Annotated in this window: 24 protein-coding genes, 2 tRNA genes and 1 pseudogene; 9 read left to right on the top strand and 18 right to left on the bottom strand. The window is 67.8% G+C overall.

Features of this window, described 5'->3' with window-relative positions:
- Nucleotides 1–32: 32 nt before the first annotated feature.
- The 4 genes from ACWCP8_RS12720 to ACWCP8_RS12705 all read right to left on the bottom strand — a co-directional run bounded on the left by ACWCP8_RS12720 (nucleotide 33) and on the right by ACWCP8_RS12705 (nucleotide 2,317).
- A complete protein-coding gene (locus ACWCP8_RS12720) occupies nucleotides 33–875 on the bottom strand; it encodes an RNA polymerase sigma factor SigF (protein ID WP_352264128.1) in 843 nt (280 codons plus the stop codon).
- A 208-nt stretch (nucleotides 876–1,083) separates the two neighbouring features.
- Complete coding sequence (locus ACWCP8_RS12715) at nucleotides 1,084–1,377, bottom strand: Dabb family protein (protein ID WP_352264130.1); 294 nt, start codon at nucleotides 1,375–1,377, stop codon at nucleotides 1,084–1,086.
- Between the two features lie 10 nt (nucleotides 1,378–1,387).
- Nucleotides 1,388–1,552 (bottom strand): hypothetical protein, encoded by a 165-nt coding sequence (locus tag ACWCP8_RS12710; RefSeq protein ID WP_352264132.1) that lies wholly within the window; start codon nucleotides 1,550–1,552, stop codon nucleotides 1,388–1,390.
- Nucleotides 1,553–1,750: 198 nt separating this feature from the next.
- On the bottom strand, nucleotides 1,751–2,317 hold the full coding sequence (locus ACWCP8_RS12705; RefSeq protein WP_451115854.1) for a nucleoside deaminase: 567 nt from the start codon (nucleotides 2,315–2,317) through the stop codon (nucleotides 1,751–1,753).
- A gap of 107 nt (nucleotides 2,318–2,424) precedes the next feature.
- Here ACWCP8_RS12705 and ACWCP8_RS12700 point away from each other — a divergent pair, with 107 nt between their 5' ends.
- Both ACWCP8_RS12700 and ACWCP8_RS12695 read left to right on the top strand, forming a co-directional pair.
- On the top strand, nucleotides 2,425–3,402 hold the full coding sequence (locus ACWCP8_RS12700; protein ID WP_352264135.1) for an antibiotic biosynthesis monooxygenase: 978 nt from the start codon (nucleotides 2,425–2,427) through the stop codon (nucleotides 3,400–3,402).
- A 46-nt stretch (nucleotides 3,403–3,448) separates the two neighbouring features.
- Nucleotides 3,449–4,858: an FAD-binding oxidoreductase gene (locus tag ACWCP8_RS12695; protein ID WP_451115852.1), complete on the top strand. Its 1,410-nt coding sequence runs from the start codon at nucleotides 3,449–3,451 to the stop codon at nucleotides 4,856–4,858.
- 127 nt (nucleotides 4,859–4,985) lie between these two features.
- Here the strand turns inward: ACWCP8_RS12695 and ACWCP8_RS12690 are convergent.
- From ACWCP8_RS12690 to ACWCP8_RS12675, 4 genes are all read right to left on the bottom strand, one after another.
- Nucleotides 4,986–5,070 (bottom strand) — tRNA-Ser (locus ACWCP8_RS12690).
- 91 nt (nucleotides 5,071–5,161) lie between these two features.
- On the bottom strand, nucleotides 5,162–5,590 hold the full coding sequence (tadA, locus tag ACWCP8_RS12685) for a tRNA adenosine(34) deaminase TadA (RefSeq protein WP_030973944.1): 429 nt from the start codon (nucleotides 5,588–5,590) through the stop codon (nucleotides 5,162–5,164).
- An 81-nt stretch (nucleotides 5,591–5,671) separates the two neighbouring features.
- Nucleotides 5,672–6,241, bottom strand: a complete 570-nt coding sequence (locus tag ACWCP8_RS12680; RefSeq protein ID WP_352264269.1) for a tRNA adenosine deaminase-associated protein — start codon at nucleotides 6,239–6,241, stop codon at nucleotides 5,672–5,674.
- 187 nt (nucleotides 6,242–6,428) lie between these two features.
- Nucleotides 6,429–6,656: a hypothetical protein gene (locus ACWCP8_RS12675; RefSeq protein WP_352264139.1), complete on the bottom strand. Its 228-nt coding sequence runs from the start codon at nucleotides 6,654–6,656 to the stop codon at nucleotides 6,429–6,431.
- 103 nt (nucleotides 6,657–6,759) lie between these two features.
- On the opposite strand from ACWCP8_RS12675, the gene upp reads away from it, so the two are divergent.
- Complete coding sequence (upp, locus tag ACWCP8_RS12670) at nucleotides 6,760–7,395, top strand: uracil phosphoribosyltransferase (protein WP_326604676.1); 636 nt, start codon at nucleotides 6,760–6,762, stop codon at nucleotides 7,393–7,395.
- 61 nt (nucleotides 7,396–7,456) lie between these two features.
- Here the strand turns inward: upp and ACWCP8_RS12665 are convergent, their stop codons facing one another.
- Together ACWCP8_RS12665 and ACWCP8_RS12660 are read right to left on the bottom strand one after the other, a co-directional pair.
- Nucleotides 7,457–8,074, bottom strand: coding sequence for a LytR C-terminal domain-containing protein (locus tag ACWCP8_RS12665; protein ID WP_352264140.1), 618 nt, complete (start codon nucleotides 8,072–8,074; stop codon nucleotides 7,457–7,459).
- 104 nt (nucleotides 8,075–8,178) lie between these two features.
- On the bottom strand, nucleotides 8,179–8,475 hold the full coding sequence (locus ACWCP8_RS12660; protein WP_003955420.1) for a type II toxin-antitoxin system VapB family antitoxin: 297 nt from the start codon (nucleotides 8,473–8,475) through the stop codon (nucleotides 8,179–8,181).
- A gap of 103 nt (nucleotides 8,476–8,578) precedes the next feature.
- Between ACWCP8_RS12660 and ACWCP8_RS12655 the strand changes: the two genes are divergently transcribed.
- The gene (locus tag ACWCP8_RS12655; RefSeq protein ID WP_451115849.1) at nucleotides 8,579–10,210 is read left to right on the top strand and encodes a helicase HerA-like domain-containing protein; all 1,632 of its coding nucleotides are present in this window, start codon (nucleotides 8,579–8,581) and stop codon (nucleotides 10,208–10,210) included.
- A gap of 87 nt (nucleotides 10,211–10,297) precedes the next feature.
- Here ACWCP8_RS12655 and ACWCP8_RS12650 read toward each other — a convergent pair whose 3' ends face one another.
- Together ACWCP8_RS12650 and ACWCP8_RS12645 are read right to left on the bottom strand one after the other, a co-directional pair.
- Complete coding sequence (locus ACWCP8_RS12650; protein ID WP_451116070.1) at nucleotides 10,298–10,909, bottom strand: HhH-GPD-type base excision DNA repair protein; 612 nt, start codon at nucleotides 10,907–10,909, stop codon at nucleotides 10,298–10,300.
- A 260-nt stretch (nucleotides 10,910–11,169) separates the two neighbouring features.
- Nucleotides 11,170–12,189, bottom strand: coding sequence for an LLM class flavin-dependent oxidoreductase (locus tag ACWCP8_RS12645; protein ID WP_451115847.1), 1,020 nt, complete (start codon nucleotides 12,187–12,189; stop codon nucleotides 11,170–11,172).
- 135 nt (nucleotides 12,190–12,324) lie between these two features.
- Here ACWCP8_RS12645 and ACWCP8_RS12640 point away from each other — a divergent pair.
- Nucleotides 12,325–12,419, top strand: a tRNA-OTHER gene (locus tag ACWCP8_RS12640).
- Between the two features lie 249 nt (nucleotides 12,420–12,668).
- Here ACWCP8_RS12640 and ACWCP8_RS12635 read toward each other — a convergent pair.
- Nucleotides 12,669–13,595, bottom strand: a complete 927-nt coding sequence (locus tag ACWCP8_RS12635; RefSeq protein ID WP_352264144.1) for a hypothetical protein — start codon at nucleotides 13,593–13,595, stop codon at nucleotides 12,669–12,671.
- A gap of 258 nt (nucleotides 13,596–13,853) precedes the next feature.
- On the opposite strand from ACWCP8_RS12635, the pseudogene ACWCP8_RS12630 reads away from it, so the two are divergent.
- Together ACWCP8_RS12630 and ACWCP8_RS12625 are read left to right on the top strand one after the other, a co-directional pair.
- Nucleotides 13,854–13,980 (top strand): annotated as a pseudogene (locus tag ACWCP8_RS12630) (tyrosine-type recombinase/integrase); the annotation flags it as partial.
- A gap of 591 nt (nucleotides 13,981–14,571) precedes the next feature.
- Nucleotides 14,572–15,033, top strand: a complete 462-nt coding sequence (locus tag ACWCP8_RS12625; RefSeq protein WP_352264146.1) for a hypothetical protein — start codon at nucleotides 14,572–14,574, stop codon at nucleotides 15,031–15,033.
- 673 nt (nucleotides 15,034–15,706) lie between these two features.
- On the opposite strand, the gene ACWCP8_RS12620 is transcribed toward ACWCP8_RS12625, so the two are convergent.
- The 4 genes from ACWCP8_RS12620 to ACWCP8_RS12605 form a co-directional block, all read right to left on the bottom strand.
- Nucleotides 15,707–17,047 carry a diacylglycerol/lipid kinase family protein gene (locus ACWCP8_RS12620; protein WP_352264147.1) on the bottom strand — a complete coding sequence of 447 codons (1,341 nt, stop codon included), beginning with the start codon at nucleotides 17,045–17,047 and terminating at the stop codon, nucleotides 15,707–15,709.
- A gap of 137 nt (nucleotides 17,048–17,184) precedes the next feature.
- The gene (locus tag ACWCP8_RS12615; protein ID WP_352264149.1) at nucleotides 17,185–17,598 is read right to left on the bottom strand and encodes an SHOCT domain-containing protein; all 414 of its coding nucleotides are present in this window, start codon (nucleotides 17,596–17,598) and stop codon (nucleotides 17,185–17,187) included.
- Nucleotides 17,599–17,715: 117 nt separating this feature from the next.
- On the bottom strand, nucleotides 17,716–18,072 hold the full coding sequence (locus ACWCP8_RS12610; RefSeq protein ID WP_352264150.1) for a carboxymuconolactone decarboxylase family protein: 357 nt from the start codon (nucleotides 18,070–18,072) through the stop codon (nucleotides 17,716–17,718).
- A 126-nt stretch (nucleotides 18,073–18,198) separates the two neighbouring features.
- The gene (locus ACWCP8_RS12605) at nucleotides 18,199–18,546 is read right to left on the bottom strand and encodes a DUF6233 domain-containing protein (protein ID WP_451115843.1); all 348 of its coding nucleotides are present in this window, start codon (nucleotides 18,544–18,546) and stop codon (nucleotides 18,199–18,201) included.
- A gap of 298 nt (nucleotides 18,547–18,844) precedes the next feature.
- Here ACWCP8_RS12605 and ACWCP8_RS12600 point away from each other — a divergent pair, with 298 nt between their 5' ends.
- Nucleotides 18,845–19,129 carry a hypothetical protein gene (locus ACWCP8_RS12600; RefSeq protein WP_030973973.1) on the top strand — a complete coding sequence of 95 codons (285 nt, stop codon included), beginning with the start codon at nucleotides 18,845–18,847 and terminating at the stop codon, nucleotides 19,127–19,129.
- Nucleotides 19,111–19,524 carry a DNA-binding protein gene (locus ACWCP8_RS12595; protein WP_352264154.1) on the top strand — a complete coding sequence of 138 codons (414 nt, stop codon included), beginning with the start codon at nucleotides 19,111–19,113 and terminating at the stop codon, nucleotides 19,522–19,524. Before ACWCP8_RS12600 ends, ACWCP8_RS12595 begins: the two co-directional genes overlap by 19 nt.
- Before the next feature lie 130 nt (nucleotides 19,525–19,654).
- Here the strand turns inward: ACWCP8_RS12595 and ACWCP8_RS12590 are convergent, their stop codons facing one another.
- The gene (locus tag ACWCP8_RS12590) at nucleotides 19,655–20,935 is read right to left on the bottom strand and encodes a plasmid pRiA4b ORF-3 family protein (protein ID WP_451115840.1); all 1,281 of its coding nucleotides are present in this window, start codon (nucleotides 20,933–20,935) and stop codon (nucleotides 19,655–19,657) included.
- Nucleotides 20,936–20,973: the final 38 nt, after the last annotated feature.

Raw genomic sequence — 20,973 nt, 5'->3', positions numbered from 1 at the left:
GGCGCGGGCTTCGAGTGATCTACCCGATCCGGTTACGCCTCGATCTTATTTGCGGATCTGAGACGCGCGAAGCTTCTCGCCAGCAGTCTTGACACATGCATCTGGGAGACACCCAGTTCGGCGCTGATCTGCGACTGTGTCAGATTGCTGTAGTAGCGCAGCAGCAGGATCCGCTGCTCGCGTTCGGGCAGCTGGACGAGCAGATGCCGGACCAGGTCGCGGTGTTCGACGCCGGCGAGCGCGGGGTCCTCGTAGCCGAGCCGGTCGAGCAGTCCGGGCAGCCCGTCGCCCTCCTGGGCCGCCTCCAGGGAGGTCGCGTGGTAGGAGCGGCCGGCTTCGATACAGGCCAGGACCTCCTCCTCGGAGATCTTCAGTCGTTCGGCGATCTCGGCGGTGGTGGGTGAGCGGCCGTGCGCGGTCGTCAGGTCCTCGGTCGCGCCGGTGACCTGGACCCAGAGCTCGTGCAGCCGTCGCGGTACGTGGACGGTCCGTACGTTGTCCCGGAAGTACCGCTTGATCTCGCCGACGACGGTGGGCATCGCGAAGGTGGGGAACTGCACGCCGCGCTCGGGGTCGAACCGGTCGATGGCGTTGATCAGACCGATCGTGCCGACCTGGACGACGTCCTCCATCGGTTCGTTGCGGCTCCGGAAACGGGCAGCGGCGTACCGGACGAGGGGGAGGTTCGCCTCGATGAGAGCCGCCCGCACCCTGCCGTGTTCCGGAGTTCCCGGTTCCAGCTGCTTGAGCTCCCCGAAGAGGACCTGGGTGAGCGCCCTGGTGTCCGCACCCCGGGTCCTGGCAGGCGTCGTGCTGTCGGGCGTCTCCGTCTGGACGGTCTGGGGAGGCACTTGAGGCGCTGTACTGGCCGGCACGATACGCCACCCCTTTGCGGTCAACTTCGGTCAACTCATCCGTCAAAAGCGGTCATAGCATCACAAGACATGTCCACTGTGTGCAAGCACCGCGTAGTGCCGTGTTGGGGTCAAGTTGGTTTAAACAAGAGGAAAAGCCCCTCACCGGATCGGTGGGGGGCTTACGCGCTCCTGGACCGAGAGGTCCGGAACGTCGGAACCGAGGGGGTCAGAACGGATAGTCGGCGATCACCCAGGTGGCGAAGGCCCGCCACTGTCCGGCGGCGGCCTGATGGGCCGGGTGCTCGGTGTAGCGCTTCAGCGCGTCCTCGTCGGCGACCGCGGAGTTGATGGCGAAGTCGTAGGCGATCGGCCGGTCGGTGATGTTCCAGGCGCACTCCCAGAACTCCAGTTCGGGGATCTTTCCCGCCAGCTCCTGGAACGCCTTCGCCCCGGCGACGACCTGCGGATCGTCACGCCTCACGCCGTCGTTCAGCTTGAACAGGACCAGGTGGCGGATCATGGGGGTACTCCTACTTCACGAGCTCGGACATGAAATCGCCGACGCCCTGTGCGGCACTCGAAACGCCCTCGAAGCCTACCTGGACAAGAGCAGCGGCCCGTTCCGGGGACGTGATGATCGTGTAGAACACGAAGACGACAACCATGTAGAGCGCGATCTTCTTCGCTTGCGCCATCAGACCCTGCCACCCCATTCGATCCCCTGTGCAGTCGGACGAGTCTATCCGCACAGATGGCCGTATCCGGTGGGGGTTTCCGACGGGGTTTGCGATGGGCTTTCCGATCCGGCGTCTCACACGCTTCTGCCAGGGGGATGCCTCTCGGCCCGCTCCGCCGTGCACACTCGAGGCGTGGAGCTCAGGGCCCGGCGGTCTTCAGTACGCGTGCCGGTCCGGCTTGCTCGTCCATGAGTCGTAGGCCTGGGCGCCGATTTCGGGGAAAACCTGTTCGATCCTGATCCTGCGTTGGTCGAGCGGCTTCTTGAAGTCTTCGTACTGGTAGGCGTCGTCGAAGCCGATCCGGCGGGTGTCGTCCAGGTCGCAGCTGAAGTACACCGCATCGATCCGCGACCAGTAGATGGCGCTCATGCACATCGGACAGGGAGCACCGCTGATGTAGATCGAGCAGCCTTGGAGCATCCGGGCGCGCCCGGACACGGGATCCGGTGACCCGTCAGGACGGGGCACGTACTCCAGAGTGCTCTCGTTCTGGTGTTCTTCGGAGATCGACGGAGCCTCGGGGTTGAGTTGCTGCACGGCCTTGCGGATCGTTTCGATCTCGGCGTGGGCCGTGGGGTCGCCGGTGAGGAGCACCCGGTTCTGCCCGCGGGCGATGATGTCGCCGTTGCGGGTGATCACCGCGCCGAAGGGCCCGCCCCAGCCGTTCTCCACCGACTCGGTGGCCAGTCGAACCGCTTCGGTGATGAGCTCTTTGTGTTCCATCTGGGTCTCCGATCGACATCGATGCCCTTGGCGAAACAAGCGCATGGAAACGAGCAATCAAATGTCCAATTTGCCCCTAAAATAACGCATACATTAGGCTACGGAAAGTGAGCCCCCGTGCAAGCCGTGAGCCGCCGGCAGAGAACGCCACCGTGGTGACCTCGCAGAAGGTGTGCGCGGGTCGCGCCGACGACTATCAGCGCTGGCAGCACAGGATGAACGAAGCGGCCCGCGAATTCGACGGGTTCGAGGGTGTCGAGGTGTACCCGCCCGCGGCAGGCGACGAGAACGAATGGGTGGCGGTCTTCCGTTTCGCCGGGGTCGACCACCTGACGGCCTGGCTGGATTCGGGCAGGCGACGGGAATTGCTCGACGAAGGGCAGGAATTCTTCGAGGGATCTCCGACGCAGGAGGTGCTTCGTGGCGGCGCCCCTGCCGAGCGGGCGCCGGAGACGATCACGGCCGTCATCTCGCACGAGGTGAAGCCCGGGCGGGAAGAGGAGTTTCTGCGCTGGCAGAAGAAGGCCTTCAAGGCACAGGCGAAGTCACCCGGATTCATGGGCTCCGAGCTGTTCAGGCCCGTGGAGGGCGTGCAGGAGCACTGGGTCGCCGTCTTCCGGTTCGACTCCCGCGAGCACCTCGACGATTGGCTCGCCTCCGATGTCCGCCAGACACTGTTGGAGGAGGGCCGCGCCTATTTCGCCTCCTACGACGTACGCAAGGTCGGCTCGGCGTTCAGCGGTTGGTTCCGGTTCGGGGAGGGCAAGCAGGACAGTGCACCGCCCAACTGGAAGCAGGCCATGACCGTGCTCCTGGCTCTCTATCCCACGGTGGCGGTCCTGAACCTCACGGAGGGGCACTGGCTGGGCGAGCTCGGCGTTCCTGGATACATCGGCCTCTTCATCGGTAACGTGCTGAGTGTCAGTGCGCTGACCTGGTTGTTGATGCCTCTGGTGAACAAGGCACTCGCCTTCTGGCTGGTGCCCGGCCGCGCAACCGCCTACCGCGTGCACCTGGCCGGCGCCGCGGTAGTGGTGCTCTGCTACGCGCTGTTTCTCGTCATCTTCGGCCAGGTCACCCACTGACCGATTCCGCCGGCCGACTGCGGTCGAGCCGCTCGAGGAGGCCTTGATGCCCGAACGGACGCCGGCAGGACCCTTCGAGGGGACCCTGATCCGACGGGGCGACCCCGGCTACGACCGTGCCCGGGCCGACGCGGTGTGGAACGGGCTGACGCCGGAGCGGTTTCCTGAAGTCATCCTGCAGGCCGCCGCAGAGCGGGACATCCCCTCGGCCCTGGCCTGGGCACGCGCCCAGGGGCTGCGCGTCTCCACGCGCTCCGGCGGGCACAACTGGTCCGGTTCCCAACTCCGCGACGGGGGCCTGCTGATCGACCTGTCACGGCTGCGGCACTGCAGCGTCGACCCGGTGTCGGAGACGGCCGAGGTGGGGCCCGCCGTCACCGGGATGGACCTGGTCGAGGCGCTCGCCCCGCATGACCTGGCCTTCCCCGTGGGGCACTGCCCCTCCGTCGCGGTGGGCGGCTATCTGCTGAGCGGCGGACTCGGCTGGAACTCCCGTGCGTGGGGACCGGCATGTGCCGGCATCCTGGAGCTCCGGGCTGTCACCGCCGACGGCCGGACGGTCGTCTGCAGCGAGACCGAGAACGCCGACCTCTTCTGGGCCGCGTGTGGCGCGGGGCCGGGTTTCTTCGCCGTCGTCACAGGCTTCCGGCTCGCTCTGCACCCTCACCCCGGGGCAATCACGACCACCGGCCTCACCTTCCCGCTGGCCGACGTCGAGCGCGTGACGGGCTGGGCCGTCCGGACCGCGCGTGACCTGCCGTCGAACGTCGAGACGGCTCTCGTCCTGGCAGCCTCCGGCGAGGCGACGGCCACGGCCCCGCCGGGGCCGCGGATCACCGTCGGTGCCACTGCGTTCGCCGCGACGCGGGACGAGGCGCTCGCTGCTCTCGAACCCCTGGTCGCCAGTCCGTTCGCCGAGCAAGCCCTGTCCCGGAAGCGACCCGAGCCGACGTCCTTCGCCGCACTGCACGACGGCGCCGGTCGGGCGTGGCCGCCGGCGCATCGCTACGCGGCGGACACGCTGTGGTCGGCGGAGAGCTACGAGACTCTGATGCCCCGCATCGCCGGAGTCCTCGCCCGGGCCCCTTCCGGCAAGTCCCTGGTGCTCGCGCCCGTGCAGCCGGTCTCCCCGGACCCGGCGCTGCTGCGGAACATGGCCTTCTCGGCGCCCGGCGAGTCCTACCTCGCCTGTTACGCGGTCTGGGACGATCCGGCTGCGGACGAGGCGAACACCGGGTGGCTGCGGGAGACGATGGCCGCGGCGGACCCGTCGGGTCGCGGTGGTCACTACATCGCCGAAGCAGACCTGGAAGCCGATGCCGACCGGGCCCGGCGCTCGTACGCCGCCGCCGACTGGGTCCGCCTGCAGGAACTCAAGCTCAAATGGGACCCGGACAACGTCTTCCACTCCTACCTCGCGCCCGTGTCACGGGGTGCCCGGCTCGAGCGTCCTTGATACGCATCCGGCGCCGATCATGGGGACCGTCACGACGGGTCCTCCCGCCGGGCCGGCGGGTTGCACGCAGGGAAACAAAAAACCGCCCCCGATCTGCTTTCGCAGGATCAGAGGCGGTCTTCCGAAGCGGTAGCGGAGGGATTTGAACCCTCGGTGAGTTTCCCCACACTCGCTTTCGAGGCGAGCTCCTTCGGCCGCTCGGACACGCTACCGAGAGAGAGCTTAGACCATCTCGGCCGTGGGTCGAAATCCGATTCTCCGGCGTACGCGGAAGCCGGGCCGGAGGCGGTGGGTGCCGCGGCGTCAGCGGTCGCGGAAGAACGCCGTCAGCTGGGCGGAACAGGCGTCCTCCAGGACTCCGTGGATCACTTCGGGGCGGTGGTTGAGCCGCCGGTCCCGTACGACGTCCCAGAGCGAACCCGCCGCGCCCGCCTTCTCGTCCCTTGCCCCGTAGACGACACGGGCCACCCGGGACTGCACGAGCGCGCCCGCGCACATCGTGCACGGCTCCAGGGTGACCACCAGCGTGCACCCGGAAAGCCGCCATTCGCCGAGCGCCGCGGCGGCCCGGCGGACAGCGAGGATCTCGGCGTGCGCGGTCGGATCACCGGTCGCCTCGCGTTCGTTGTGTCCCGTGGCGAGCAGGGCGCCACCCGGACCGAGGACGACGGCGCCGACCGGCACATCGCCGGCCCGCGCCGCGTGCGCGGCCTCGTCCAGGGCGCGGCGCATGGGCGCCCGCCACGGGTCCCGTACAGGATCGTGCGGTTCTGGCAGTCGGTGCGGGCCCGGTCGTTCGGTCACCCGCGGACCCTAACGGACGGCTTCCAGGACCTCGGCCGCTCCCAGCGCGTCCGCGATCTCCACCAGTGCGTCCGTCCGCAGCATCAGCAGCTCCTTCTCGGGGAGTCCGAGGTCGGCCAGGACCCCGGTGTCACCGAGCGGACCCGTCGGTACGGCGTCGGCGTCGAGCCCGTCGTCGTCGTTGTCGTCGAGGTCGGTGTCGTTGTTGTTGTCGGTGGTGTGGTCCGGCTCGCCGTCCTCCGTACCGTCGAGGCCGACGAGCTCTTCGAGGGCGGCAATCGAGTCCTCGGCCCCGGGTTCGCGGCCGAGCAGTTCATCGGTGAGCAGGATCTCCCCGTAGGAGGAGCGGGCGGCGGCGGACGCGTCCGAGATGTAGATACGGGGGTCCTCCTCACCGTCCACCCGGATGACGCCGAACCAGGCGTCCTCCTGCTCGATGAAGACGAGCACCGTGTCCTCGTCCACCGAGGCCTCACGGGCCAGATCCGTCAGATCGGACAGGGTCTCCACATCGTCGAGTTCCGTGTCGCTCGCTTCCCACCCGTCTTCGGTGCGCGCGAGCAGTGCGGCGAAGTACACCGTGACTCTCCCACTGGTCATAGGGGTGTCGGTCCGGCGGGAGGACAGTCGGTGATCCGGCTGTCCTGTGCCCCGCCCATCGGAATCGTGGCAGAAACCGAGCGTTCGCGAGAGGAGTTCGACCGTTGCGTCGTCCATGAGTTGTCGACAACACCGCTTCCAGGGGGCCGTCCGGCGGACCCGGCGGCTACCAGCGGAAGGTCCGCATCCGCATGGCTTGGCGCATTCGGGCCGCCCTGGCCCGGCGTGGCTGGACCCGGTCGCGCAGCGCCTTCGCCTCGTGAAGCTCACGCAGGAACTGGGCGCGGCGCCTGCGGCGCTCGTCGTCCGTCCCGGGCGCGTCCAGCGTGTCCCGGCGGCCCTGCGTGTCCTGCGGTTCCGGCTGGTCCCGCTTCTGCTGCTCCCCGTCGGGCATCGGCACATCACCCCAAGCCTGGGTCCGTATGCCCCCACCTTCCCTCCGAACGGGCGATTGATGCCAGCGCACGGGTGCGGGTGGCCCGGCTACTGTTGAGCCCATGCGGATCCACGTCGTCGACCACCCGCTGGTCGCGCACAAACTCACCACCCTGCGCGACAAGCGCACCGACTCCCCGACCTTCCGGCGGCTCGCCGACGAGCTGGTCACCCTGCTCGCCTACGAGGCCACCCGGGACGTGCGCACCGAGCAGGTCGACATCGAGACCCCGGTGACGCCGACCACCGGCGTGAAGCTGTCGCACCCGCGGCCCCTGGTCGTGCCGATCCTGCGGGCCGGTCTCGGCATGCTCGACGGCATGGTGCGGCTGCTGCCGACCGCCGAGGTCGGCTTCCTGGGCATGATCCGCAATGAGGAGACACTCAAGGCGGAGACGTACGCCACGCGGATGCCGGAGGACCTCTCGGGCCGCCAGGTGTACGTCCTGGACCCCATGCTCGCCACTGGCGGCACGCTGGTCGCGGCCATCCAGGAGCTGATCAAGCGCGGCGCGGACGACGTCACCGCCGTCGTGCTGCTCGCGGCGCCCGAGGGCGTCGAGGTGATGGAGCGCGACCTGGCCGGTACGCCGGTCACCGTGGTCACCGCCTCGGTCGACGAGCGGCTCAACGAGAACGGCTACATCGTGCCGGGGCTCGGCGACGCGGGCGACCGGATGTACGGCACCGTCGACTAGGGGTCGTCCGGCCCGACGGTTCCGAAGAAGGCTCTCGGCCCTCGCATCCTGTACTGCGGTGTCACCCGCAGGAGGGTGCGGGGGCCGGCTTGTTCAGTGCGGCAAGGGCCGCAGCAGCGTCCGTCGGGGTGTTCAGCTTCTTGAACGCCGTACCGAGGATCAGATCGACATCCGCCGTCTTGCGGGTGTCGGTCTTCGGCGTGGCGCCCGTCAGCTGCGTACCGAGGACCGGGAACGTGCCGTTCGTGGCGGTCGGGGCGCCCAGCAGGATCCCGGCCCCGGGGACCTTCTTGTCGTACGCGGCAGAGGCGTTGCCCACCTTGCCGATGCGGAAGCCGCGCTTCTTCAGCTCGTCGGCCGCGGCCTTCGCGAGCCCGCCGCGCGGTGTCGCGTTGTAGACGTTGACCGTGATCCTCGCCGGCTTCGGGAGCGCCTTCGCGGGCGCGGACGGCTTGGCGGAGGGACAGTCGGCCTTGCGGTCGGCGGCGCTGGCCGTCCGGTCGCCGGTGAAGACGTCGATGAGCTGCAGCGTCCCCCATCCGGCCAGCCCGAGGGTCACCACGGAGGCGAGGGACACGAGGACCAGTCTGCGGCGGTGCCGGGGACGCCGCATGCGCGGATATTTGTCGCCCGTGATGCGGTACTTTCCGCCCAGGCCGGGGGGAGTGAGCATGCTCATGGGCGCAGCGTAATGCGACCCGGTGAAGATGCGTACTAAATGATCAACCGATGGCACCCGTCCGGGTGCGAATGCACCCGAAAGCACCCGATGGGTGCCGTTCGTCAGCCGAGTTCGAGGACCCGGGCGTGCAGCACCTGGCGTTGCTGGAGTGCCGCACGGACCGCGCGGTGCAGCCCGTCCTCCAGATAGAGGTCGCCCTGCCACTTCACGACATGGGCGAACAAGTCGCCGTAGAACGTGGAGTCCTCGGCGAGGAGGGTTTCGAGGTCCAGCTGACCCTTGGTCGTCACCAGCTGGTCGAGGCGGACCGGGCGCGGCGCGACATCCGCCCACTGCCGGGTGCTTTCCCGGCCGTGGTCGGGATAAGGCCGCCCATTTCCGATGCGCTTGAAGATCACACGGAAAGCCTACCGGCCAAGAGCCTCCGGGCGCAGCTATGGAGCGGTACTGCGATGCTGGCCGGATCGTCATAAATGCAGACATTCCGGAATAGAGGCCGTGATGAGTGGCAGCGACAGCACGGGCGGGAGCGCGGAATCGGGCATCGGGGACGGCGTCGGAGCGGGCGTGGGGGAGGACGTCGGCGTGTTGCCGCAGCAGGCCCGGGAGATCGCGGACGGGTACGTCGTCGACGGCGCCGCCCTCGACCTGGGTGCCCTGCTCTGGGACGGTGCATGCCTGCCTGCTGCGCAGATCCGGATCCCGCTGGCGATGCTCAACCGGCACGGACTCGTCGCGGGCGCCACCGGCACCGGCAAGACCAAGACCCTCCAGCTCATCGCCGAACAGCTGTCGGCCAACGGCGTGCCGGTCTTTCTCGCCGACATCAAAGGAGATGTGTCCGGCATCGCCGCACCCGGCGCGCCGGTCGGCAAGGTTGCCGACCGGGCCGGGCAGGTCGGGCAGCGATGGGAGGCCAAGGGCTTCCCGTGCGAGTTCTACGCGCTCGGCGGCATCGGCCCCGGTATTCCGCTGCGGGCGACGGTCACCGACTTCGGTCCCGTACTGCTCTCCAAGGTGCTCCAGCTGAACCGTACGCAGGAGCAGTCGCTCGGTCTGATCTTCCACTACGCCGACGCCAAGGGTCTGGAGCTGGTGGATCTGAAGGATCTGCGGGCCGTCGTCGCATTTCTCGTCTCGGACACCGGCAAGCCCGAACTGAAGGGGATCGGCGGGCTCTCCACGGCCACGGCCGGGGTGATTCTGCGGTCGCTCACCGCCTTCGAACAGCAGGGGGCGGGCGACTTCTTCGGTGAGCCGGAGTTCGAGACGGCGGAGTTCCTGCGGCAGGCGCCGGACGGCCGGGGGCTGGTCTCCGTGCTGGAACTGGCGGCTGTACAGGACAAGCCGCAGCTCTTCTCGACGTTCCTGATGTGGCTGCTCGCGGATCTCTTCCACGATCTGCCGGAGGTCGGCGACCTCGAGCGGCCCAAGCTGGTGTTCTTCTTCGACGAGGCGCATCTGCTCTTCAACGGGGCGTCGAAGGCGTTCCTGGACTCGATCACGCAGACCGTGCGGCTGATCCGTTCCAAGGGAGTAGGCATCTTCTTTGTCACGCAGACTCCGCGCGATGTACCGGGGGATGTGCTGGCGCAGCTCGGCAACCGGGTGCAGCACGCGCTAAGGGCGTTCACCCCGGACGACGCGAAGGCACTGCGGGCGACGGTGAAGACGTTCCCGAACTCGTCGTACGACCTTGAGGAGTTGCTGACCCGGCTGGGCATCGGCGAAGCGATGATCACCGTGCTGAGCGAGAAGGGCGCGCCGACGCCGGTCGCCGCGACCCGGCTGCGGTCGCCGCAGTCGCTGATGGGTCCGCTCGGCGCGGCGGAACTGGACGCGGCGGTGACGGGCTCGTCGCTGTACGGGAGTTACGCACAGGCGGTGGACCGGGAGTCGGCGTACGAGAAGCTCACCGCCGAGCACGAGGCGGAGCAGCGGGCCGCGGCGGAGGCTGCGGGCCGGCCGGCGAAAGAGCCGGCGAAGAGGTCCGGGCAGCCGGAGGACGACGCCTCGCTGGTGGAACAGGTGGTGGGGAGTGGAGTGTTCCGGTCGCTGGCGCGGTCGGTCGGGACGCAGCTGGGGCGGGAGATCTCGCGCTCGCTCTTCGGTACGGCGCGCCGCAGGAGATAGGGGAGGCGGTGGGGTGGGAGCCGGACAGCGATTCCCACCTGAGAGCAGCTGCCGGCCGCAGGGCGGCGGCTTTGCGCCGCTGCGGCCTCAGCTCTTCTTCGCTGCCGCCTTCGCCGCCGCCTTCGCCTCCTGTTTGTGCGCGCGGACCTTGGCGAGTGAGTCGGGGCCGGTGATGTCGGCGACCGACCGGTGCGACCCCGCCTCCCCGTACGGCCCCGCCGCGGCCCGCCAGCCGGTCGGCCGGACGTCCAGCTGCTTGCCGAGCAGCGCCAGGAAGATCTGCGCCTTCTGGGCACCGAACCCGGGCAGCGCCTTCAGCCGTTTCAGCAGCTCGGCGCCGGTCCCGGCGTCGCTCCAGACCGCGCTCGCATCGCCGTCGTACTCCGCGACCAGGAACTGGCAGAGTTGTTGTACCCGTTTGGCCATGGAGCCGGGATAGCGGTGCAGAGCGGGTTTGGCGGTGAAGAGGTCGGTGAACGCCTCGGGGTCGTAGGCGGCGATCTCATGGGCGTCCAGGTCGTCGGAGCCCATCCGCTGCGCCAGGGTGAACGGACCGGAGAAGGCCCACTCCATCGGGACCTGCTGGTCCAGCAGCATGCCGATCATGGCCGCGAGCGGGCTGCGGCCGAGAAGCTCGTCCGCCTCCGGCTGCTGAGCGATCCGCAAAGTGATGGCCTTGCTCCTGTTGCTCTGTGTCATGCCTTCGATCATCGCGACAGGGGCGGGCGACGGCGAGTCCAGGAGCCGCCGATGGCCGATCGCCGCGGCCGTGCCGATCACCGGCACGGCGAAGCCGACCACCAGCCTTCGGCCACCCTGCCGCTTCGAGGGCACCCAGCACGGTCAGCGAGGAGGCCGGGTACGCCGGCCTCCTCATAGGGGGGCGCGGCCCGGTTCGTGGCGGACGAACGGCAATCGTCGATGTGCTCGCGGCCGTAGGTGCCCGGCAGCGGCCTGGATCAGACAGACGGTTGCCAGCCGAGAGCCGGGCCGAGCTCGGTGGCGATGTCGGTGAGGATCTGGACGTAGTCGTCGTGGTCGAAGGTGAAGGGCAGTGCGAACGCGACCTCGTCGACCTCCCGGAAAGCGGCGTGCGCATGGAGCCGTTCAGCGATCTCGGCGGAACTTCCGACGAGGTCGGGCGCGAACATCATGCGGGCCGGCCCCTGCGGCGCGGTGGTGCGCGGCATCCGCTTGTCGGCGTACGCCTCGTACTTGGCACGCTGCTGCGCCGAGGCGGTGTCGGTGGGGATGACGACCAGGCCGTGGGAGACGCGGGCACGCTCGCCATCGGGGTGATGGGCGCGGAAGGCCCGGATGTGCGAGAGCTGGATTTCGGCGAAGTCCTCCGACTCCTCCGCCTTCACGACACTGCTGGTCAGGAAGTTCATGCCCTGCTCACCCGCCCAGCGGGCCGACCGCAGGCTGCCGCCGCCGTACCACATACGGCCGGCCAGGCCGGGTGAGTGCGGCTGGACGCGCTCGGAGTACGCCTCGAACCCCTCCGTACCGCTGAAGTCGGTGGCCGGCTCCCCGCGTACGAATGCCAGGAGCCGTCGCACACGCTCGTAACCGAAGTCCTCGGCATCGGCGGTGTCGGGGTAGAGCGCGTGCTTCACCCGCTCGTACCGCATCGGTGGGCCGGCGCCGACCCCCGGATTGAGGCGGCCGCCCGACAGGATGTCGACGGTCGCCAGGTCCTCGGCCAGCCGCAGCGGATTCTCCCAGCCCAGCGGGGTGACCGCGGTGCCCAGCTGGATGCGGCTGGTGCGCTGGGAGGCCGCAGCCAGAACGACGACGGGGGAGGAGATGCCGTACTGCAGATGCCGGTGCCGCACCCACGCGCTGTCGAAGCCCAGTCGCTCGCCCAGCTCGATGATCGAGAGGGTCGACTCGTGGCCCCGGCGCGGATCGGTCTCGTCGAACAGCCCGATGGTCAGAAAGCCCAGCTTCCGCACTGGCTTCGAGGTCGGCGGCACAGCATTCCTCCATCGCTCACGGCAGGTACTGCCGTACACCGGCGTTGCCCCGATTGTCGCCGGTGACGCGAGCCGATCTTGGCCGTCTTGTATTGCTTGGAGACGGCGGTGGAGATGTGGGGCCACTGACTGCAAGGCGGCGGAGTCTCAATGGGCGAGTCAAGCTGCTGTCGACCTTGAAAAACGTCGTGGCAGTGATGTCACCGTGGGTTCGAAACCCACCGCCTCCGCAGGTACGGCGATGAAGTCGGCTCCTGACCAGCCAAGTTGGTCAGGAGCCGTTTCACGTTCACGCTCGCCGTGATCGACCGTTGCGCCCCGTGGTTCCCCGATCCATCGGGCACGTAGCGCGGTCTGCCACCTGCGGTGGAGTCGACTCTTGCTCGCTCACTGGTCTGCTTGAATTCGCGATCGATCGGGGCTGTTCGCTCACGTTGCTGTCAACCAGTGATGCCAGTCGATCTTGTGGCCACCTGAGGTCAGGCCTTGGAAAGCGTGACCTCTGACTCCTGCTGCCCAGTGTTGACAGTCACCGGGTAGTCCCGGTCGTCCGCCTGGGCCCTGCTGCGCATCGTTGCGGTGCCGGGTTGGAACGAGATGCCGGGGTCCTGGCTGGTCAGCTTGACGGACCAGGGGACGGGCGCGCCCGGGGTGCACGCCACGGTCGTCTCGTAGGACGCGCCGGGCGTCCCCTTCTTCAGGATCTGGAAGACCTGGCCGGTGAGCGAGACGCTTGCAGGCTTGTTGCACGTCACGGTGCCACCGACGGTGATCTGACCGTTTTTGACGTTCGCTGTGCCAATGGGATCGGTGTTCATCGTCATGGCGAGTTCGGCCGGCGGTTCGGGCATGACTGCGTGAACCGCACCACGCAGAGGCACTGTCGATCCGTTGCAGTACTGCTCGAAGGTGACGTCAAGTTCGCGGACATAGCCGTAGGGGCCGAAAGCTATGTGCTCGATCGTGAAGGAGCCAGAGTTGGTGTTACACCCTTTTTCGGTCCCATTGTCGATCCCTGCGAACTCCAGTTCCGGATCCCCCGGCTGGGCGTAGGGCCATTTCTTCGTCCCGGTGTACGTGGTGCCCTCAGTCAGCTTCTGCCCATCGGGGGCGGCGATAATGAGACGCCAGAGCGTACCCTGCTCCGAATCTATCGCGACGGCAAGGCTGTTCTCGTCCCTGCTGCCCCCGACGTCGAACATCTGGACCGCTCCAGCCGCGTACTCATACGACTGGCCGCCTGAAATGGGCTCACCCGGATCACCGCTGAAGCTCAGCGTTCCCGACGTCGCGCTGTAGGCCTGCGCCGTGCCCGCCAGCGGTGCGGCGACGAGTGCGACTGTCATCGCCGCGACAACGCTCAGCGTCCGGGCCAATATGCGTCTCGGCATGGTGCTTCTCGTCAAGGTTCCTCCAAGGGGTATTTCGCTCTTGCCCGACCAAACGCGCGATAAATGTGCTATTGAGGCCAAATCGGATGAAGCGTGAATCTTTGAGAGGCCGTCAAGCCTCATCCATGGAAGCGCAGGAGCTTTAGCAAACGTCACACTGGCCTCAGAAGTCCCGTCCACCACATCCATGGAATCGCGCCCTGACCAGCCAACTTGGTTAGGGGCCTTCCGCATCGCGGCACGCCGCGATCGACCGCTGTTCTTTATGGATTCCACGCGAGCGTCACGACCCGGCACTACGTCCGGCCGGTTGCCGGTCGCGATGATCAGGTCGCCGAAGCCGCCGGCCTGGCTCAGCGGGCACGACGACGGCCCCGCCGGGGTCCTCGCACCCGTCTGACCTGCTACGGAGCGATCGACCCGCGTGATCCGCCAGGTGCTGGAGATCGCTCTCGCCCCGGGCGTACAAGCAACAGTGAACATGGGCATGTATGAGGCGGCCCGAACAATTTGCAATGCACCCCGAAAGATAGGTCGACCACATTCAAGCGCACGCTCCGAAAGAAAGGTGACCGGCTAGGTTGGTGATTGCATCTTTCACCGCACCGGTCGAGCCTGGATTAAACCTGCGAGTGTATATTGAAATTTCATTCAAATGACGCTCAGGTGCGCGCCGCGTACTCAAAAAGATTGATTAGTCGAGAAATGGCCTGCGCATTCGCATTGAGGTCGGCAGAACGGGTTCAGGGGGCCGTGCGCTGGTTGGCAACTCGGGCAGGCTGGGGACACACCTGGTTGCGACCTGCGGCGATGCGCAAGGTCGCCGCCTCCTGGCCTCTTCCCGTGTGGCCGGGCCGATGTGTCCGCGTAGTGCTGGATCCATGCCCAGGGGGCGGCACGGCCGCTGGAGGGACTGCTGGACCCTCGCTCTGCGCCTGCCGCTACAGTGCGATGCTTGTTCGATTCGCCGCGGGGCGGAGGGGGAGGGGTTGTGAGCGCACAACTGAGGGACACCGCCGGGGAGTTGGCGGAGATATTGTGGCGGGAACACACCGTGTACCGGGAGCGGTCCGGCGGCGTGGTCATCCGGGGTGAGCATGTACGGCGGTGGATCAGCCTCGCTCCGGCGGGCGGCCAGGGCGAGGTCCTCGTACGCGCGGGGCGAATCCTGGACGGCGGCACCACCGCGCCGGCGCGTTCGGAAGCCGTGGTGCCCCTCTCCGCCGGTACAGGCGTGCTCGCCGCGACCTGCCGTCGCCTGCTCGCCGAGGCGGCGGCCGATGTGGCGCCGGTCGCGCCGGGACGTGCAGCGCCCGGGCGGTCCAATCAGTCCGGGAAGGCCGCGCGGCCCAAAGGCAGTGGGAAACACACCAGTTTCGGTTCATGGGTGGTCCTCGCCTGCGTCGCCGGTGTGATCGCCCTGTACGTCTACAGCACCGCGCTGCACGGCTAACTGGTCAAGGAGTCCGAATCGCTCGCGCACCGGATCGTCCAGCTTGCCCTCCTCCAGGTCGCCAAGTGCGGTTGCGTACCCGGCCAGGGCTGCCTCGTGTACGAGGTTGTGGGTGCTCCTCGTCCTCGGTGTCCCCGAACGGGTCGTGATGCAGATCATGGGCCGGTCGTCAGCTGGGAAGTGGCCAAGGACCCTGAGGAGAGCGGCCCGGAGGGCTGTGAGAAGTCTCGTCGAGACTGCGAACGTCGAAGGGCCCCACCGCAAACGGTGGGGCCCTTCGACGTATTGCCCGGTGAGAGCAATGGCGGAGGATACGAGATTCGAACTCGTGAGGGGTTGCCCCCAACGCGCTTTCCAACTCTGCACGGACCCGTTCGCCGTGGTTCACGGTCGGTCGTGGGCTGGGCCCCAAGGGCGGCTGCAGGAGGGCTGAACGGCCACGAACGGCGGCGGATGAGACTGCTGGCTCGTTCGGTCGGCGGTCGTAGACCCGCAGCGCGTTCCAGTCGGGACGGGTGGGCTGACGTGGGAGAGCGCTGACCTGCCCGTTCGTGGAGCACTGTCCGGTGGCCTCCCGGCGTGCCTCTTGAACGGGCACGTCAGGGGTACGGTGTCGCAGCGGAGTGGTTGCCCCTCACCACCGCCGAACAGCCCGGCCCAGCCAGCCGTTCGCTCAGGCGGCACCACGTCCCGCCGCGACCCGCCCCATCGTCAGCGCCAGACGCCGCACCCGCCGCCAGTCCATCGGCGGGGCACCGTGCGGCACGCCGGGCCGGTGCCGGGGCACGCGCACGCGCAGAGCGCCAGCCGCGAGAAGACAGTGCACCGGAGTGGGCAACATCAAGGCCTCGCCGTCGACGCCGACAGGGATGACGGGAGCGTTGGCGTCGACGACGACTTCTCGGGCGGTGGCCGCGGTCAGCCCGCGGCCCTGCCGGCCACGCAGCAGGAGTTCTGTCGCTTCGGCGGCGTTGCCGACGCTCACACCAAGCACCCCCAGCTTGCCGGAGTCCAGTCGCTCCCGGCGCCCCATCCCGGCCGAGTCGCCTCTCGCATAGGGGTTGTTGCTCACCAGTACGGCCTGGGGACCGTCCATGGTCAGCGAACCGGTATGGACACTCAGCCGCGTGCCGCTGGGTTGTGTCAGCAGATCCGGCAGCATCTCCAGGACCGTGCGGGCCTTGTCGTCGCGATAGGCGGGACTCTGCACGACTTCCGCGTACACGCCGAACGAGGCGTTGTTGATGAAGAAGCGCCCCGTGCTCAGGTCCGCAGGCACTCCCGCATGGAGGTAGCCGAGGTCGATGCGCAGTTCGACCCCGTCGGTCAGTGCCTCCAGGCACCTGGAGGGATCCTGCCGGTCCAGGCCCAGATCCTTGGCGAAGTGGTTGCGGGTGCCGGCGCTGATCACCATGAAGGGGATGTCGTGCTCTGCAGCCACACCGGCGACCGAGGCCTGCGTACCGTCACCACCCGCGACGCCGAGCAGATCGGCTCCACCCTGGACGGCCCGCCACGCCAGCTCGGCCACATCCTGCCGCTGCGCCGGATCCAGCACGACGACCTCGGCACCAAGGGCTCTGGCTCGCTCCACCAGGTGGAACCTCTCGACCTTTCCGCCGCCTGAGAGCGGATTCATGATCAGGAATGGTCGCTTTGCCCGGCTGACGGAGCGCTCCGTCATGCTCGGGGAGGTGTCTTCGACAAGTGCGGACCTGCCTGCGGAAACGGCCAGCGCCCAGAGTCCGAGCGAGACCAGCACGACCCACAGCAGCCCGGCCGCCGCGTACAGGAGCAGGACACCGAGCGGCGCGGCTACCACCAGCAGCGCGGCCAGCACCCTGATCCAGCCGGTGTGGGTGAGCATCCACCACACGCCGGCCCCCGTGAGCGCCAGTCCTGCCCACCCCACCCCCATGAGTACGAGGCTTCCGAGCCCGCCGAACACCACCAGCACCAGAAGCGCCGCTGCGCCCGCCGCCAAGGCCAGACGCGCGGTCCCGCGCCTGCTCATGGGGCACCTCCTGCCGCTCCACCGGCTGCCGGACAGGAATCTCGAGCACCGCGTACCGGGTGAGCCCACTTCCCGTGGACATGGACGACCCCAAGGGCCGGGCCGGCCCACAGGCCGATTCGCACGCGAACGGCGCTTCAGTGCAGGATCTTCCCCTTGGCGCGCTGGAACTCCTCGTCCGTGAGGTCGCCTCTGGCCTTGATTTCCGAGAGCTTCGCAAGTTCCTCGGCCGCACTCGGCCTGGCGGTGCCGACGGTCTCGCGGACGTAGCTGTCGAACGCGTGCTGCCGGGCTCGGGCCTGATGCACTTCGCGCTCCCCCATGCCTTTGCCGCGCGCTATCAGGTACACGAACACACCGAGGAAGGGGAGGACGACCGCGAAGATGGACCACCCTGCCTTGGCCCACCCGTTGAGGGAGTCGTCACGGAAAATGTCCGAGAAAACCCGGAAGAGCAGGAAGATCCACATCACCCACAGGAAAATCCACAGCAGGGTCCAGAATGCGCCCAGGAGCGGATAGTCGTAGGCCAAATTCATCTCGCCGGTCATGTGCGTTCTCCTCTTCAGCGCCATCGCTGATCCACGTCAGCGGCGATCGCCACGCAGACGGCATCGCCACGCTCGACGATCAGTCCGGCTCCTTCGCCCTGGCGAGCGAGGATTCACTCAGGACTGGCTCCGGTGATGGGCTCCGGCCTCGGCCATCGCTTCGGCTTCGGAGTCGGCTACCGCGATGGCAATGCCGAGCGCCTCGGTGATGTGAGTTGCGGCCGACATGACGCGTGCCGTGCCCACAACCGGGGCGATGGCAACGAGAACGTCCTGAACTTGCTCGATCGTCAAGTTCGCCTTCATGGCCGGGTCGACATGCGCAACGTAGGAGATCGCAGGTGCGTCCGTGGCCGCGAGCGCTGCCAAGCGCGTGAGAATGAGTGTGTTGTCGTCCAGCCCACAACGCTCGATCGAGTCCACTGTCATGGCGGCGAGCGTCTCGAGAACGGGGGCGTCTGTGGTCTTGGTCATCTCCGAACCACCTTCCGGTGCTGTGCGGAGCCGATGCACGCCCCCGCTGCACACGGCAGCCCCGACGCATCATCGACCTACTCCTCTACGGTAGGAGCCCCGGAGAAAGCACGCCCGCTGGGCTGATCAGGTCTTGATGGAGTAGGGACTACCGCGCTCGCTGACACCGATGGTGAGCCGCTGTGGGCGAGTTGTTCGCAGCACCCCCAACTCGGTGTCGGGCCGGCAGTGGATGCAGGCCCGGATCCCGTCGGCGAGGGAGGCGAGGGCCTGCTCGCGGGTGACGGCGCGCCGACGCTTCCTGGCTGCGTAGCACCCGCCGACGTGAACCTCGATCGGACGGGCGCCGACCCCGATGCTGAGCTCGGGGGCCTCATCTGGGAGGTGCCAAGGACACTGAGGAGAGCGGGCCGGAGGGCGCCGAAAAGTCTCGTTGAGACTGCAGATGAGACTGCGAACGTCGAAGGGCCCCACCGCAAGCGGTGGGGCCCTTCGACGTATTGCCCGGTGAGAGCAATGGCGGAGGATACGAGATTCAAACTCGTGAGGGGTTGCCCCCAACACGCTTTCCAAATGTTCGTTTGGGGGTTCGGGGAGGGACAGGGGCGTCCTGACCTGGGGCGGAGTGGATTGTTCAGCGACGTCCGGACGCGGCTGAATGTAGGCGAATGAGACCAGAACTGAGACCACGAGGTGCCGGATGGGTGGCTCGCGTCGTTCGGCGGATGCTGCGCCCAGGCGAAATTCCTACTTGTTTGATAATGTCGGTTCCATGAGCGAGATTCCTTACAGCGTCGGCGAAGGACCGGCCACCAGGGTCAGTCTCTCCCTCCCCGAGGGGACGGCGGAGGCGATTCGCCGACGGGTCGGCAAGCGTGAGTTCTCCGCGTTCATCACCGAAGCGGTGGAGCGCGAGCTGCGCGGTCAGATCTTGGATGAGTACCTGGCCGACTACGAACGCCGTCAGGGGCCGATCTCCGAGCACGAGCAGGAGCGGGCACGCCGGGTCTTCGACGAGGTGTTCGCCGAGGAGGGGCAGTGGCCCGCCGCAAGCTGAGCCACGAAGGCACCCTCGTTCTCGACTGCGAGGGTTTGTCGAAGTTCGTCAGTGATCACGAGCCCGTCGTCGCCCTCATCGCCGAAGCCCGCAAGCGGGGCATGGAGGTGGTCATCAGCGCACTCACCATCATCGAAGCGGTGCATCGCCGGACAGACAAGGCGCGGCTCGCCTGGGTCCTGTCCGGCGTGCGAATCGTGCACATCGGCGACGAGGAGGCCAAGGCCGCCTCAGCCATGCTGATCAACGCTGGGCTGCATGGTCACAAATACGCCATCGACGCTGCCGTTGCCGAGACGGCGCTGCGTCAGCGCCGCCCGGTCGTCATGCTCACCTCGGACATTGACGACATGACGAAGCTCTGCGGCGACAGTGTGCGCCTCGTCGCCGTGTAGTCGACGCCCAGGACCCGAACGCGGGGACGGAAGGTCGGCCCGTATGTCCTTGTCCGGGCGCGGCGGGGCCGCTGGATCAGTCGGCAGCACCCAGGGTCGTGAACGGCTGCGTGGCCGGACAGCTCGTCTTTCATGGTGCCGTGAGGTGCAGCAGCCGCGTGTTGGCCTCGTACGGCGCGAAACGGGCAGGGGCGAATTCCGTGGCGGACCGAAGTCCGAGCCACACCAGCATGGCGTGGTGTTCCTCATGGGCCGGGTCGGCGAGGATCACTTTGAGATCGCTGTAGCCGGGGGCGCCGCCGCAGTCCTCGGGCGGGCACGCCCCGGCACCGTCCACGCAGTGCGGATAGTGCAGCCCGGCTGAGGCTGTCTGGAACTGATCCACGGTGATGACATGCTCCCAGGAGTCCCCGAAGTCGTACGTGTACACGAAGTGGGCGCCCGGTTTGAGCAGGGCGGCCAGTGTGGCGGTGCGCTCGTCCCGGAATCCGAGTTCACCGTCGGAACGGCCGTACTGGACGCCGTCGATGGTGAACGCGTGCATATGGCAGTTCTGCCAGCCCATCGCGGCCTGGATCACGGAGTGAAGCCGGTCCAGGCGGATCGAGGCGGGCACCAGCAGCTGCCGCCAGACCCGGGGGTCGTCCACGTCAGCGAGCTCGACCAGGATCCGCAACACCGCGTCGCCGGGCTCGGGCTCGCCACGCATCCGGGCTGTCCCGGTGCATCCGTCCGCCGTCAACTCGGCGGTTTCCTCCGTGAGATGGACAGCGTCCAGGGAGGCGAGGGCCTTCAGGACCCGTTGGACGTCGTGGTCGTTGGCGGTGCGCAGATGTCCCAGACGGTCGGGGGACAGGTCGTCGAGCACGTACAGCGGGCTGACCGCCTGCCACACCACCTCGTACAGGTCACTGAGTGGCACCGGGGCAGTGGTCGCGTACAGCCGCTGCAGCAACGCCCGCAGACCCCGGTCGTACTCGTGCGAGAGCAGGGATTCCAGCCAGCCGGAGACCGTCACGGCCGGGCCGATGAGCGGCAGCGCGGCGAACAGCGCGCCACGCAGCTCGTCGGGGCGGTCCAGCAGCCTGGCGTTCTTCTTCACCGGCAGCAGGCGCCCGCCCGCGGTCCGCAGCAGTCGTGCCGCCTTCGCCCACTCGACCAGCAGCGTGAGGTGGTACAGCTCCTCGCTGGATTTCGTCTTGAACGTACGGTCACCGATCACCGGGTCCATCCGGTCGCCGGTGTCCAGAACCTCCACCAGTGCTCGCGCGTCGGCAAGCGTCACACGGCCGGTCTGGGTCAGCTTGCGGCCTGTGCCGACCCAACCGACCAGCGCTCGCACCTGCCCGACGGTCCCGCCCACTGTCTCACCCATGCTGACCTGCCCGTTCCGGTTCGTGTCCAGACTCACCCGGACCCAGGATGGCAGCACCGCCGGCGCACCCTGCT

Source organism: Streptomyces sp. NPDC002206, assembly GCF_053593595.1.
The sequence above is the reverse complement of the archived record's forward strand: the minus strand, read 5'-3'. Positions and strand labels throughout refer to the sequence as shown.

Bases quoted from the DNA above. Each gene is read 5' to 3' on its own strand.
- ACWCP8_RS12655 (WP_451115849.1), top strand. From the start codon at position 8,579: ATGAGTGGCAGCGACAGCACGGGCGGGAGCGCGGAATCGGGCATCGGG.
- ACWCP8_RS12705 (WP_451115854.1), bottom strand. From the start codon at position 2,317: ATGGAACACAAAGAGCTCATCACCGAAGCGGTTCGACTGGCCACCGAG.
- ACWCP8_RS12665 (WP_352264140.1), bottom strand. From the start codon at position 8,074: ATGAGCATGCTCACTCCCCCCGGCCTGGGCGGAAAGTACCGCATCACG.
- ACWCP8_RS12650 (WP_451116070.1), bottom strand. From the start codon at position 10,909: ATGACACAGAGCAACAGGAGCAAGGCCATCACTTTGCGGATCGCTCAG.
- ACWCP8_RS12600 (WP_030973973.1), top strand. From the start codon at position 18,845: ATGAGCGAGATTCCTTACAGCGTCGGCGAAGGACCGGCCACCAGGGTC.
- ACWCP8_RS12715 (WP_352264130.1), bottom strand. From the start codon at position 1,377: ATGATCCGCCACCTGGTCCTGTTCAAGCTGAACGACGGCGTGAGGCGT.
- ACWCP8_RS12615 (WP_352264149.1), bottom strand. From the start codon at position 17,598: ATGACCGGCGAGATGAATTTGGCCTACGACTATCCGCTCCTGGGCGCA.
- upp (WP_326604676.1), top strand. From the start codon at position 6,760: ATGCGGATCCACGTCGTCGACCACCCGCTGGTCGCGCACAAACTCACC.
- ACWCP8_RS12675 (WP_352264139.1), bottom strand. From the start codon at position 6,656: ATGCCCGACGGGGAGCAGCAGAAGCGGGACCAGCCGGAACCGCAGGAC.
- ACWCP8_RS12695 (WP_451115852.1), top strand. From the start codon at position 3,449: ATGCCCGAACGGACGCCGGCAGGACCCTTCGAGGGGACCCTGATCCGA.
- ACWCP8_RS12620 (WP_352264147.1), bottom strand. From the start codon at position 17,047: ATGAGCAGGCGCGGGACCGCGCGTCTGGCCTTGGCGGCGGGCGCAGCG.
- ACWCP8_RS12610 (WP_352264150.1), bottom strand. From the start codon at position 18,072: ATGACCAAGACCACAGACGCCCCCGTTCTCGAGACGCTCGCCGCCATG.
- ACWCP8_RS12710 (WP_352264132.1), bottom strand. From the start codon at position 1,552: ATGGCGCAAGCGAAGAAGATCGCGCTCTACATGGTTGTCGTCTTCGTG.
- tadA (WP_030973944.1), bottom strand. From the start codon at position 5,590: ATGCGCCGCGCCCTGGACGAGGCCGCGCACGCGGCGCGGGCCGGCGAT.